General features: G+C 64.3%; 14 protein-coding genes. 9 read left to right on the forward strand and 5 right to left on the reverse strand.

What is annotated here, in order from left to right; all coding sequences use genetic code 11:
* Positions 1 to 69: 69 nt before the first annotated feature.
* The 3 genes from HU770_RS02105 to HU770_RS02115 form a co-directional block, all read right to left on the reverse strand.
* Positions 70 to 858, reverse strand: coding sequence for an OmpA family protein (locus HU770_RS02105; protein ID WP_033700919.1), 789 nt, complete (start codon positions 856 to 858; stop codon positions 70 to 72).
* A 50-nt stretch (positions 859 to 908) separates the two neighbouring features.
* A complete protein-coding gene (locus HU770_RS02110; protein WP_186654392.1) occupies positions 909 to 1,322 on the reverse strand; it encodes a DUF4398 domain-containing protein in 414 nt (137 codons plus the stop codon).
* A gap of 273 nt (positions 1,323 to 1,595) precedes the next feature.
* Positions 1,596 to 1,940, reverse strand: a complete 345-nt coding sequence (locus tag HU770_RS02115) for a pilin assembly protein (protein ID WP_186654394.1) — start codon at positions 1,938 to 1,940, stop codon at positions 1,596 to 1,598.
* A 181-nt stretch (positions 1,941 to 2,121) separates the two neighbouring features.
* On the opposite strand from HU770_RS02115, the gene ppc reads away from it, so the two are divergent.
* The 7 genes from ppc (at position 2,122) to HU770_RS02150 (ending at position 9,274) form a co-directional block, all read left to right on the forward strand.
* On the forward strand, positions 2,122 to 4,749 hold the full coding sequence (ppc, locus tag HU770_RS02120) for a phosphoenolpyruvate carboxylase (RefSeq protein ID WP_186662963.1): 2,628 nt from the start codon (positions 2,122 to 2,124) through the stop codon (positions 4,747 to 4,749).
* 257 nt (positions 4,750 to 5,006) lie between these two features.
* Positions 5,007 to 5,657, forward strand: coding sequence for an adenylate kinase (gene adk / locus HU770_RS02125; RefSeq protein WP_186654400.1), 651 nt, complete (start codon positions 5,007 to 5,009; stop codon positions 5,655 to 5,657).
* Between the two features lie 86 nt (positions 5,658 to 5,743).
* Positions 5,744 to 6,418, forward strand: a complete 675-nt coding sequence (gene tsaB / locus HU770_RS02130; RefSeq protein WP_033700915.1) for a tRNA (adenosine(37)-N6)-threonylcarbamoyltransferase complex dimerization subunit type 1 TsaB — start codon at positions 5,744 to 5,746, stop codon at positions 6,416 to 6,418.
* A 131-nt stretch (positions 6,419 to 6,549) separates the two neighbouring features.
* Positions 6,550 to 6,846: a hypothetical protein gene (locus HU770_RS02135; protein ID WP_186662964.1), complete on the forward strand. Its 297-nt coding sequence runs from the start codon at positions 6,550 to 6,552 to the stop codon at positions 6,844 to 6,846.
* 3 nt (positions 6,847 to 6,849) lie between these two features.
* Positions 6,850 to 7,719 (forward strand): DUF72 domain-containing protein, encoded by an 870-nt coding sequence (locus tag HU770_RS02140; RefSeq protein ID WP_033700913.1) that lies wholly within the window; start codon positions 6,850 to 6,852, stop codon positions 7,717 to 7,719.
* A 28-nt stretch (positions 7,720 to 7,747) separates the two neighbouring features.
* Entirely contained in the window at positions 7,748 to 8,578 is an 831-nt protein-coding gene (locus HU770_RS02145) for an isocitrate lyase/phosphoenolpyruvate mutase family protein (RefSeq protein WP_186662965.1), read from the forward strand.
* A 6-nt stretch (positions 8,579 to 8,584) separates the two neighbouring features.
* Positions 8,585 to 9,274, forward strand: a complete 690-nt coding sequence (locus HU770_RS02150; RefSeq protein WP_186662966.1) for an extensin family protein — start codon at positions 8,585 to 8,587, stop codon at positions 9,272 to 9,274.
* A 12-nt stretch (positions 9,275 to 9,286) separates the two neighbouring features.
* On the opposite strand, the gene HU770_RS02155 is transcribed toward HU770_RS02150, so the two are convergent.
* Positions 9,287 to 9,907 (reverse strand): hypothetical protein, encoded by a 621-nt coding sequence (locus HU770_RS02155; protein WP_033700909.1) that lies wholly within the window; start codon positions 9,905 to 9,907, stop codon positions 9,287 to 9,289.
* 103 nt (positions 9,908 to 10,010) lie between these two features.
* On the opposite strand from HU770_RS02155, the gene HU770_RS02160 reads away from it, so the two are divergent.
* Entirely contained in the window at positions 10,011 to 10,787 is a 777-nt protein-coding gene (locus tag HU770_RS02160; RefSeq protein ID WP_033700908.1) for a class I SAM-dependent methyltransferase, read from the forward strand.
* 35 nt (positions 10,788 to 10,822) lie between these two features.
* Here the strand turns inward: HU770_RS02160 and HU770_RS02165 are convergent, their stop codons facing one another.
* Positions 10,823 to 11,464, reverse strand: a complete 642-nt coding sequence (locus HU770_RS02165) for a TetR/AcrR family transcriptional regulator (protein ID WP_186654423.1) — start codon at positions 11,462 to 11,464, stop codon at positions 10,823 to 10,825.
* A 293-nt stretch (positions 11,465 to 11,757) separates the two neighbouring features.
* Here HU770_RS02165 and HU770_RS02170 point away from each other — a divergent pair, with 293 nt between their 5' ends.
* Positions 11,758 to 12,858: an efflux RND transporter periplasmic adaptor subunit gene (locus tag HU770_RS02170; protein ID WP_186654426.1), complete on the forward strand. Its 1,101-nt coding sequence runs from the start codon at positions 11,758 to 11,760 to the stop codon at positions 12,856 to 12,858.
* Positions 12,859 to 12,862 lie beyond the last annotated feature (4 nt).

Raw genomic sequence — 12,862 nt, forward strand, 5'->3', positions numbered from 1 at the left:
GCGGGCAGACCAATGAAAAACGAAAAACCCCGCCATCAAGGCGGGGTTTTTTCTTTCAACTAGCCAGCCTTACTGCGCCTGGCTCACGGAGCGCGGTGCCACCGGCTGGTTGTCGTTGGAGATGGTCACCTCTACCCGACGGTTCTGTGCACGGCCCGAGTTGCTGCCGTTGTCAGCCACCGGGTACTCCTTGCCGTAGCCCTGAGCGACGATGCGTGCCGGGTCTACGCCTGCACGTACCAGCGCCATGCGCACGGCAGCGGCGCGGCGCTCGGAGAGGGTCTGGTTGTAGTTGGCCGAACCGACGCTGTCGGTGTAGCCCTCTACGATCACCTTGCGCTCCGGGTTTTCCTGAAGGAACTGGGCCAGTTTGGTCACGTTGGGGTAGGCGTTGCTCTTGAGCACGGCCTTGTTGAAGTCGAACAGCACGTCGCCGAAGGTGACCAGCGTACCGCGGTCGGTCTGCTTGGCATTGAGGCTGTCCTGCAGCTTGGCGATCTGCGCATCGCGGGCATCCAGTTTGGCCTGGGCGCGTTGGGCGGAGGCGTTTTTCAGTTCGCCTTCGGCGGTGCGCAGGGCGATGGTCTGCTTGGCGACCTCGACCCGCTGGTTGGTCAGATAGGCGAGTTGGTCGACCTTTTTCTGGTCCTCGCGATCCATGTAGGCCTTGTCGGCTTTGTTCAGCCAGTCCTGGGCATCCTTGGTTTCCAGCGCCGCGACCTTGCTCGACTGCGGGTCGCTCTGCAGCGCGGAGAAGTTGGTGCGGGCCGACTCAAGGTTGGCGTTCGGGTCGTGCGAGCAGGCAGCAAGACCGACGCTCAGGGCCAGCAGGGCGGGAATCATGACGTGTTTGCGCATAGTGTTCATCCTTTGATCGAGTGCGAAGGCTAAGGGAAGTCGGGCAGGGCTCACTGAGCGCTGCGCAGGCCTTCCTCACGTACGTCCTGAACGCCCTGGCGGGCATCCTGCACGGCCTTCTGGGCCTTGGCCGCCTGAGCCTTGCGTTCGGCGAGGCGGGCGTCCCATTCGGCTTGTTCGGCCAGACGCTTGGCGTCGTCGTAGTTCTTGTCATGCATGGCGATTTCAGCCTGCTTGAACTTGTCCTGGGCCGCTTTCATTTCAACGGCGGCGAACTCGGTACCGCCGGCACTGACGGCAGAGTTCACGGCGGACTGGGTAACGGCATACTGCTCGGTGGGCGGGTTGCCCGCACAGCCGGCCAGGACCAGGCTACTGCCCAGGGCCAGCGCGGCCAGCTTGAACCCGCGCACATGAGTGGATGAGGGTTTGAAAGTGCGGGTCTTCATGGTGGTCAGCTCCATTGGATCACTCCTGATAACGACGATGTCCGTAGCAGTCCATCGCTTATTCCCTGACAGTTGCCGTGTACTTCAGCTGAACGGTGCACGAGGGCAGTGTGCAGGGTTTTAGCGTGATGGCTATTTGCTCGGACTCGGGCGTTTTTCGAATAGTTCAGAAAAAAGTGCCGTTCACGGATAACTTTTTCTGACTGATTGGTCAGTGAGGTTTACCTGGAACTTTCAGCGCCATGGGCGGTATTCCGGGCCTTGCAGGCCCGGAAACAGGGGGGGTGGTTATGTTTCGCTGTCATCAGCAGTGCTGCTGAGTTCCTGCAGGTGACGGCGAGACAACGACAGAAAACGCGGGGTAGGGCCGATGTCTTCGAACAGTGGGTCACCTTCTTCATCGGTGGCGATAACCTGGCGCCCCTGTACATAAGGGAAGCTGGCTTCCAGTTCCTCAAGGGCTGCCGCCACCAATTCGCCGAGCAGTTCTTCGGCGGTACGTTTGGGGTACATGTCGATCAGCGCGGCCAGGCGCGCCTCCGACTCCAGGTCCAGATGCAGTACATGGCCGGTACGGCTCAGGGTACCTGCGGCATTCTGTTCCCAGTGCTGGGCGAGTTCACGGATTTTCATGATGACCTCTGTCAACGCCTCGAAAGGCTGCATTGCATCGGAGTGCTCTGCTTGCACTTTAGTTTGCTTTGCCGATCGCGGCTTGGCTGGGGCGCTTGCCATCGACGCTTGGCTGTGGGCACTCTTGGCCCAGTGCTGTTTCCTGAACGAGTGCGCCAAGGCTGCGCCACAGAGAGGGCCAATGACCGATATCGATGTGCGTTTGCGTGAAGATGTCCATGTGTTGGGGGAGTTGCTCGGCGAAACCATTCGTCAGCAGCACGGGGATGCGTTTTTGCAGAAGATCGAAGCCATTCGTCACAGCGCCAAGGCCGACCGCCGGGTGGCTGGCGAGCAATTGAGCTCGACCCTGGCGGACCTGGCCGATGAAGACTTGCTGCCAGTGGCCCGGGCGTTCAACCAGTTTCTCAACCTGGCCAACATGGCCGAGCAGTACCAGTTGATCCGCCGTCGCGATGCCGACCAGCCAGAGCCATTCGAAGCGCGGGTGCTGCCCGAGCTGCTGGCACGCCTGAAGCAGGCCGGGCATGGCAACGACGCCTTGGCCCGGCAGTTGGCCAAGCTCGATATCCAGCTGGTGCTGACGGCCCACCCCACCGAGGTCGCGCGCCGCACCTTGATCCAGAAGTACGATGCCATCGCCGCTCAGTTGGCAGCCCAGGACCATCGCGACCTGACCCCTGGCGAGCGCCAGCAGGTGCGCGAGCGCCTGCGCCGGCTGATCGCCGAAGCCTGGCACACCGAAGAGATCCGCCGTACCCGGCCCACCCCGGTGGACGAGGCCAAGTGGGGCTTTGCGGTGATCGAACATTCCTTGTGGCAGGCCATCCCCAACCACCTGCGCAAGGTCGACAAGGCGCTGCACGATGCCACCGGGCTGCGCCTGCCGCTGGAGGCCGCACCGATCCGCTTCGCCTCCTGGATGGGCGGCGACCGCGACGGCAACCCCAATGTCACGGCCGCAGTCACCCGCGAAGTGCTGTTGCTGGCGCGCTGGATGGCGGCCGACCTGTTCCTGCGCGATATCGACGCCTTGGCTGCAGAATTGTCCATGCAACACGCCAGCAGCGCGCTGCGTGAGCGGGTCGGCGACAGCGCCGAACCTTACCGCGCCGTGCTCAAGCAATTGCGTGAGCGCCTGCGGGCGACCCGCGCCTGGGCGCATGCCGCCTTGACCAGCAGCCAGCCCGCCAGTGCCGGAGTGCTGGTGGACAACCGCGACCTGATCGCGCCGCTGGAGCTGTGCTATCAATCGCTGCATGAATGCGGCATGGGCGTGATCGCCGAAGGGCCGCTGCTCGACTGCCTGCGCCGTGCCGTGACCTTTGGCCTGTACCTGGGGCGCCTGGACGTGCGCCAGGACGCTGCCCGGCACCGCGATGCCCTGACCGAGATCACCGATTACCTGGGCTTGGGGCGCTACGCCGACTGGGATGAAGAGCAACGTATCGCGTTCCTCCTGGCCGAACTGAAAAACCGCCGGCCGCTGCTGCCGGCGCACTTCCAGCCCCAGGCGGAAACCGCCGAGGTGCTGGCCACCTGCCGGGAAATTGCGGCGGCGCCGGCCGCTTCGTTGGGCTCCTATGTCATCTCCATGGCCGGTGCCGCGTCGGATGTGCTGGCGGTGCAACTGCTGCTCAAGGAAGCCGGGCTGACCCGCCCGATGCGTGTGGTACCGCTGTTCGAGACCTTGGCCGACCTGGACAACGCCGGCCCGGTGATGCAGCGCCTGCTTGGCCTGCCGGGCTATCGCGCCGGCCTGCGCGGCCCGCAGGAAGTGATGATCGGCTATTCCGACTCCGCCAAGGACGCCGGCACCACGGCAGCCGCCTGGGCACAGTACCGGGCCCAGGAAAACCTGGTGCGCATCTGCCGCGAGCATCAAGTCGAGTTGCTGTTGTTCCACGGCCGTGGCGGCACCGTTGGCCGTGGCGGCGGCCCGGCGCACGCGGCGATCCTGTCGCAGCCACCGGGCTCGGTGGCTGGGCGGTTCCGCACCACCGAGCAAGGCGAGATGATCCGCTTCAAGTTCGGTTTGCCTGGCATTGCCGAACAAAACCTCAACCTGTACCTGGCGGCCGTGCTGGAGGCCACCTTGTTACCGCCACCCCCGCCGCAGCCTGCCTGGCGTGAGGTGATGGACCAACTGGCTGCTGATGGGGTGCAGGCGTATCGCAGCGTGGTGCGCGACAACCCCGATTTTGTCGAGTATTTCCGCCAGTCGACGCCGGAGCAGGAGTTGGGGCGCCTGCCTTTGGGCAGCCGCCCGGCCAAGCGCCGCGCCGGCGGCATCGAGAGCCTGCGGGCCATCCCGTGGATCTTCGGCTGGACCCAGACGCGCCTGATGCTGCCAGCCTGGCTGGGCTGGGAAACCGCCTTGAACAATGCCTTGCAACGCGGCCAGGGCGAACTGTTGGCGCAGATGCGCGAGCAATGGCCGTTTTTCCGCACCCGTATCGACATGCTGGAGATGGTGCTGGCCAAGGCCGATGCTCAAATCGCCGAGGCCTACGACGAACGTCTGGTGCAACCGGACCTGCTTCCTTTAGGTGTGCACCTGCGCGACCTATTGTCGCAGTCCTGCCAGGTGGTACTGGGCTTGACCGGGCAGCCGGTGCTACTGGCGCACAGCCCCGAAACCCTGGAATTCATCAGCCTGCGCAACACTTACCTGGACCCGCTGCACCGCCTTCAGGCCGAGCTGCTGGCGCGTTCGCGCAGGCGCGAAGCCGCTCTGGACAGCCCGCTGGAGCAGGCCTTGCTGGTCACCGTGGCGGGCATCGCCGCGGGCCTGCGCAACACCGGCTGAGGCCGCGTCTGGTTTGCCAGGCGCAGGTGTGAGGAGGGAGGCCATCAGGAATGGGGAGGGCGGTTGCGCCGAGCGCAACCGCTTGCCGGGCAGGTCGCAAGTGGCGCATTCCTGCAACTTTGGGACGCTTGTCTGGCTGCCGGGCGCTGTGTATCTTGAGCAGCCTTCTGACCGATTTATGGTCATACCCGATTTTCCGGACTTGGCCCTGGTTGCCGAATCCATTGAATTTCATAAAAAAATTTGAGGAGCACGAGATGCGCGTAATTCTGCTGGGAGCTCCCGGGGCCGGTAAAGGTACTCAGGCAAAGTTCATCACCGAGAAGTTCGGTATTCCACAGATCTCCACCGGTGACATGCTGCGTGCCGCCGTCAAGGCCGGTACCCCGCTGGGCCTGGAACTGAAGAAAGTCATGGATGCCGGCCAGCTGGTCTCCGACGATCTGATCATCAGCCTGGTAAAGGAGCGCATCGCCCAGCCGGATTGCGCCAACGGCTGCCTGTTCGACGGCTTCCCACGGACCATTCCGCAAGCCGAAGCCATGGTCGCCGCCGGTGTCGACATCGACGCCGTGGTCGAAATCGCCGTTGACGATGAAGAAATCGTTGGCCGTATGGCCGGTCGCCGTGTGCACCTGGCCTCGGGCCGCACCTACCACATTCAGTACAACCCGCCGAAAGTGGCAGGCAAGGACGACGAGACCGGCGAAGACCTGATCCAGCGCGACGACGACAAGGAAGAAACCGTGCGTCATCGCCTGTCGGTCTACCACACCCAGACCAAGCCGCTGGTCGAGTTCTACCAGAAGCTGTCGGCTGCAAATGCTGGCAAGCCGAAGTACAGCCACATTGAAGGTGTCGGTTCGGTCGACGCCATCACCGCCAAGGTACTGGCAGCCCTGAGCTGATCCATCGCCTTGCATCACAACGGCCCGCTTGCGGGCCGTTGTCGTTTATACTGGCGCTCTTTTCCCTGCACCTGGAAACCCGTTCGATGACCACCCTGCTGGCCCTGGATACCGCCACCGAAGCCTGTTCCGTCGCCTTGTTGCATGACGGCAAGGTAACCAGCCATTACGAGGTGATCCCACGTCAGCACGCGCAGAAGTTGCTGCCGATGATCAAACAGCTGCTGGCTGACTCGGGTGTGGCCTTGAATGCGCTGGACGCCATCGCGTTCGGCCGTGGCCCGGGGGCCTTCACCGGCGTGCGGATCGCCATCGGTGTGGTCCAGGGCCTGGCGTTCGCCCTCGAGCGCCCGGTGCTGCCGGTGTCCAACCTGGCCGCGCTGGCGCAAGGTGCGTTGCGCGAGCAGGGTGCGCAGCACGTGGCGGCCGCCATCGATGCGCGCATGGACGAGGTGTACTGGGGCTGCTACCAGGCCAGCGCTGGCGAAATGCGCCTGGTCGGCCAGGAAGCGGTACTGCCGCCCGAGCGCGTGGCGCTGCCCGACGCCAGCACCGCCGAGTGGTTCGGTGCCGGTACCGGTTGGGGCTATGCCGAGCGCCTGGCTGTGCACGTCGCCGCCAGCAATGCGGCGGCGTTGCCCAATGCCCTGGATATCCTCAGCCTGGCCAGCTTTGCCTGGGCGCGCGGCGAAGCGATCGGCGCCGAGCAGGCGCAACCTGTGTACTTGCGCGATAATGTAGCGACACCCAAGAAGCGCTGAGTGTTGTTCGTCGGTTATCGCCGATGACGCTAAAACCTTTCTCGCGAACTGTGGTCCAGTTATCACTCAAGCATTAGCGACGTAACTCTGATGCTGCTAAATTGCCATCATCGGTTCTGAGTGTTCACGCCATGCGTATCGACGGTTTCTCATCGCAGTCCTACCCGATCAAGCGCACACCGCGCAAAGCGTCGGTGCGCGATGAGGCCATCGAAGATGCCGACATCATCGACAGCAGCGAGCAGGGTGAGCTGGCCCAAGAGGCGGCCGTTCGCCGTCGCAGCGGTGGCCTGCCAGCCCGTCAGCAAGACATGATCTTCCCTCGCGCCCGTGACCGGCGTACCGCCACTGCGTTGGCGAGCTACCTGAGCACGGCCGGTTTTACCGATTGGGACATGGAAGTACTGGGGCTCGACCTGTACATTTGAGGGATGATTCCTTCTCTTCTGCCTTATTTTCTGGGTTGTCCGTCATGGAGCGAAAACGCCTGGCGCGACTACCTGTACCCCGCCGATGCCCGAGCCGCTGAGTACCTTGGCCTGTACAGCCAGGTGTTCAACGCGGTCGAAGGCAATACCACCTTCTACGCCAGCCCCGCACCCGCCACCGTGGCACGCTGGGCGCAGACGATGCCGGCGCACTTTCGTTTCACCGCCAAATTCCCCCGCGAGGTCAGCCATGGGGGAGACCTGCGCGATCAGCTGGACGCGGCCGCTGCCTTCACCCGTTTGATGGCACCGCTGGGTGAACGGGTATCGCCTTACTGGCTGCAGTTGCCTGCGTTATTCGGGCCTTCGCGCCTGGCAGAGTTGAGCCATTTTCTGGATCAAGTGGGTGTGCCGTTGGCCGTCGAAGTGCGCAACGAGGCTTTTTTTGCGCGCGGTGAAGAGGAGCGGCAGCTCAACCGGCTGTTGCTCGAGCGTGGTGTCGAGCGCATCTGCCTCGACCCGCGGGCGTTGTTCAGTTGCACCTCGCGCGAGCCCGCCGTGCTGCATGCCCAGGCCAAGAAACCCAAGGTGCCGCCACGCCCGGCCGCCTTCAGCCAGCATCCGCAGGTACGTTTTATTGGCCATCCGCAGCTTGAAGCCAACGAAGCCTTCCTGACGCCCTGGGTGGCCAAGGTGGCCAGTTGGGTCGAGGAAGGTCGTAGCCCCTACATCTTCCTGCACACCTCGGATAACCGCCTGGCCGCGGCGTTGGCCCAGCGTTTTCATCAACGTCTGATGCAGCGCCTGCCTGGCCTTGCACCTTTGCCGGAATTGCCACGCGCCCCTGAGGTCGAACAACTGGGACTACTCTGACCACTCCTGACTGCCTGAGGTTGAGACCATGGATGTGCAAACCCTGCGAGCCGAAGCCTTCAAGGCACTGCACGAACGCGACAGGGCCTTCGTCATCCCCAACCCGTGGGATGCCGGCTCCGCCAAGCTGCTCGCCAGCCTGGGCTTCGAGGCGCTTGCCACGACCAGCGCGGGCCTGGCGTTCAGCCTGGGCCGACCGGATGCCGAAGGTGCCTTGAGCCTGGACGAAACCCTGGATAACGCCGGGGCTATTGTCGATGCCACGGCCTTGCCGGTAGCCGCCGACCTGGAGAACGGCTTCGGCGACCTGCCCGAAGACTGCGCACAGAGCATCCTGCGGGCCGCCGAGGCGGGTCTTGTAGGGGGTTCCATCGAAGACGCCAGCGGGCGCAGTGAAGCCCCTATCTATGACCATGGCCTGGCTGTAGAACGCGTCCGCGCGGCGGTTCAGGCAGCGCGTAGCCTGCCGTTTCCGTTCACCCTGTGCGCCCGTGCAGAAAACCTGCTGCACGGGCGCCTGGACCTGGATGACACCATCCTGCGCCTGCAAGCTTATGCCGAGGCCGGGGCCGATGTGCTCTACGCGCCAGGGCTGCGCACCGTCGAAGAAATTCGCGCGGTGGTGCAGGCGGTGGCGCCCAAGCCGGTCAATGTGCTGATGGGGCTGGCGGGCGTGACCCTGAGCGTCAACCAGTTGCAAGACCTTGGGGTGCGCCGCATCAGTGTCGGCTCGTCGCTGGCCCGTGCGGCGCTGGGGGCTTTCCACCGGGCCGCGTTGGAGATTCGTGACGAGGGTACGTTCGGCTACGGTGAACAGGCGCTGCCCTTTGCCCAGCTCAACGACCTGTTCCGCCGCTGAATCGCCATGCGTGCCTTGCTGGTACTGTTGCTGGGCCTGTCACTGCTGGCAGGCCTGGCCTGGCATTTTGGCTGGCGCCTGCCGGCTGCCTGGAACCCCTGGGCGCCGCTGGACGTGCGCCAGCCGCCGAACCTGCTCACCACCTTCAAGCTGTCGCGCCTGCGCGATGACCCCGCGCTATGCCGTCAGGCACTGGAAACCAGCGATCTGCGGTACCGGGCGCAAGCCGACAGCCCGGCCTCGGCCAATTGCCCGCTGCGCAACGTATGGCGCATCGAGGGCGGTCAGGCGCGGCTCAGCAGCAGCTTCCTGGCCAGTTGCCCGTTGGCGGTGGCTTACGCGCTGTTCGAGCAGCATGGGCTGCAACCGGTGGCGCAGCGGGTATTGGGGCAGCGGGTGACGCAGGTCGACCACCTGGGCAGTTTTGCCTGCCGCAATGTCTATCACCGCAAACAAGGCCGGCTCAGTCAGCACGCCACCGCCAATGCCCTGGACATCAGTGGTTTTCGCTTGCAGGACGGGCAGCGCATCGTACTGGCTCGGGACTGGCAAGCGGGGGGGCAGAAAGCTGATTTCCTACGTCAGGTGCAGCAGGTGGCCTGTGAACGCTTCAGTACCGTGCTGGGGCCAGACTACAACGCCGCGCACCACAATCACTTCCACCTCGATATGGGCCGCTGGCAGATCTGCCGCTGAGCTTGCGCAACCTCAGGCGTGAACGCGAACGTTGTTCAGCACCACCGGGCGCGCCCAGTGGATGTCGAACGCCAGGTCATTCTGCTGCTTGGCCAGCGTGGTTTCGTCGAAAGGCTCGGGGGCCGGGTCCAGCAGGTTCGTCTCGAACTCGGCGATAGGCAGGAACAGCGGGCGCGGGGAGGGGCCTGGGCCGGGCTCGGCAAGCGGGTGACCCTGGCTCATGACCACCGGGCGCAACCAGCTGTTGCTCAGGTCGAGTTCACGCTGCTGCTCTATCAGCTCGATGGCGCTGAACGGCTCGGCGGCGGGCTCCAGCAGGTTGGCTTCCAGTTCGGCCTTGGGCAGGAACAGTGGCTCGGGCGGTGCGATTTCGGTGTCGTGCACCGGCAGCGCACGCTGGGCATCGATCAGCGCCAGCGCCCTGGCACCGCCGACCGGCTCGCCGCTGTGCTGATCGTACTGGACGAACGACTGGCTGACGCTGTCCGCTTCCTCTGCCTGTTGCTCGGCCATGGCGCGGGCAAAGAAATCCTGCCACAGGTGGCTGACGCCCCCGAGTGTCTGGGTATTCTGTTGACCGTAGTGGCCGACAGGCGACAGGTAGGTCAAACCGATGGGAAGAGTATCTGTCATGGCAGTCGCGCGCGTTGTGCTCTGGCAGAATAGCGGGATATTGCCTGTATCGGCCGTGGTTGCCGATTCATAAGGGCGTGGTTTGATTTTTTAGGTGTGGACGATGGAAGAGCAAGGCACGGGTATCAGGGTCGAAGCGATGTCGGCAGAGTATGCGCAACAGGCTACGGCGTGGGCCGAGCGCCTGGGCCTGCCGCTGCAGGACGATGCCGCGGGTTTCGCCGTGCAGGTGGGCGCTGAAGGCTTGCAGATCCAGCAACTGGGCCCGCAGGCGCCTGGGCCGGTGCGGGTGGACTTCGTCGAAGGCCAGGCCGCGCATCGGCGCCAGTTTGGCGGTGGCAACGGCCAGATGATCGCCAAGGCAGTGGGCATCGCCCAGGGTGTACGACCGCAGGTGCTCGATGCCACGGCAGGGCTGGGCAAGGATGCATTTGTGCTGGCCAGCCTGGGGTGCCAGATGACCCTGATCGAACGCCAGCCGCTGATTGCCGCATTATTGGAAGACGGCCTGGCGCGGGCGCGGGCGGATGACGAGGTGGGCCCGATCGTTGGGCGCATGTGCCTGCTGACCGGCAACGCCATCGAGCGCATGCGTGCCTGGGAAGGGGAGCCGCCGCAGGTGATCTACCTCGACCCGATGTTCCCGCACCGGGACAAAAGCGCGCTGGTGAAGAAGGAGATGCGCGTATTCCGGCCACTGGTCGGTGATGACCTGGATGCCCCGGCCTTGCTAGAAGCCGCTTTGGCGCTTGCCAGCCACCGGGTGGTGGTGAAACGGCCACGCAAGGCGCCGATCATCGACGGGCCGAAGCCAAGCCACAGCCTGGAGGGCAAGTCGAGCCGGTATGACATTTACCCGAAGAAGGCCCTGAAGGCCTGACCGGAATGCATGCCGATTCGTGTGTTGTCGGCCAATCAGGGGTGGAAGGCGCGTATGAACACCCCCACCACCTCCCGCACATGCGCCTCGGCTTCATCCCCTTCCAGCGGCCCGGCGCAGCCGAGCAGCAACCGATAATCCGGTGCGCCCTTGACCAGGCAGAAGAAGTGCTCCGCCGCGCGCAACGGGTTGTCGATGCGCAGTAACCCGCGCTCATCCGCCCCGCGCAGCAGCGCTTCCATTCCCGCCAGCACGCGCTTGGGCCCAGCTTCGTAGAAGTACTCGCCAAAGCTTGGGTCCAGGCTGCCTTGGGCCATGATCAGGCGGCTGAGCTTAACGGCTTCGTCACTGCTGATCAGCGCCTGGAAGTTACGGGCAATGGTCAGCAGCACCTCGTCCACCGGTGCCCCCTCGGGGTACTCGAACAGCAGGTCCGGTAGCTGGATCTGGCAGGTTGCCATGACCGCCGAGCAGAACAGCGTCTGCTTGTCGGTGAAGTGGCTGTACACCGTGAGTTTTGAAACACCTGCCGCCGCAGCGACCGCATCCATGCTGGTGTTGGCATAGCCAAGGCTGAGGAACAGTGTCTTGGCCGCTTCGAGGATCGCCTCGCGTTTGGCCAGGTCCTTGGGCCGGCCTGGTCCGATGGGTGCGTCGTTGGGCATTGGAGTCTGCATCTTGTTGAAGAGTCGCCCATCTTAGCGGGTCGGACGCCTTTCGGTGAAAGTGTCCATGCAATACGTGCTGTCTGTCACTGGACAGTTGTGTTGGGGCGGGAGGTGTTTGGCGGGGGATTTATAGCGCTTTTGAGATCGAGCGCCGCCCGCGCGGCGCTCGATCTCACAGGCGCCAGAGGCCTCAAGCCCCACCTTGCAAAAACCACCACAGACACCCTTCCCGGCGCCGATTCCCTGATTTAATATACCCGTCAGTATAAATATTCGATGTGCTCTTCGCGAAAGGATTCATCATGTTGCGCCATGCCTTGTCCATCGCTCTGCCCACTGCCGTCGCGCTGCTCCTTGCGGCGTGCGGCCAGGAAGCCGCGCCACCTGCCGCGCCGCGCCCGGCACTGGTGATTCAACCACAGCCGGCCGAAGCAGCTGCCGACAGCTACCCCGGCGAAGTGCGCGCGCGCTTCGAACCGGAGCTGGCCTTCCGCATTACCGGCAAAGTCAGCAAACGCCTGGTCGAAGAGGGCCAGCGGGTCAAGGCCGAGCAGCCGCTGGCCGAGCTGGACCCACAGGATGTGCGCCTGCAACTGGAAGCCAATCGTGCCCAGCTGGCCGCCGCCGAGGCCAACCTGTCGCTGGTGCGCGCCGAGCGTGATCGCTACCAGAAGCTGCTGGATCGGCAGATGGTCAGCCACTCCCAGTACGACAATGCCGAAAACCTGTACCGCGCTGGCATGGCCCGCCTGAAACAAGCCAAGGCCGAGTTCGATGTGGCCGGCAACCAGGCCGAGTACGCAGTGCTGCGTGCGCCGCAGGCCGGTGTCATCGCCAAGCGCCAGGTCGAAGTCGGCCAGGTGGTCGCGGCCGGGCAGACCGTGTTCACCTTGGCCGCAGACGGCGAGCGTGAGGTGGTCATCGGCCTGCCGGAGCAGCAATTTTCCCGTTTTGCCGTGGGCCAAGGCGTCAGCGTGGAGCTGTGGTCGCACCCAGGCGAGCGCTTCGACGGGCGTATCCGTGAACTCTCGCCGGCAGCCGACCCACGTTCGCGAACCTTCGCCGCACGCATCGCCTTCACCTCGGCCAAGGCGCCCGCCGAGCTGGGCCAGAGCGCACGTGTTTTCATCGCCCATGAAGGGCTGATCCCACTGGCAGTGCCGTTGTCGGCGGTCACTGCAGAAAACGGCCAGGCCTATGTCTGGCGGGTCGGCCAGGACCGCCGCCTGGAGCGCACGGTGGTGCGCCTGGGGCCGTATGGCTCTGACAGTGTACCGGTGCTCGAAGGCTTGAAACCGGGCGACTGGGTGGTCGCCGCCGGGGGCCATGTGTTGCGCGAGGGGCAGGAGGTGCGCCCCGTGGATCGCACCAACCGTGTAGTGAACCTGACGGCCAAGGAGTAAGTCC

The sequence above is a fragment of the Pseudomonas sp. SWRI68 genome (assembly GCF_014269165.1).
In the GTDB taxonomy this organism is placed as follows: domain Bacteria; phylum Pseudomonadota; class Gammaproteobacteria; order Pseudomonadales; family Pseudomonadaceae; genus Aquipseudomonas; species Aquipseudomonas capeferrum.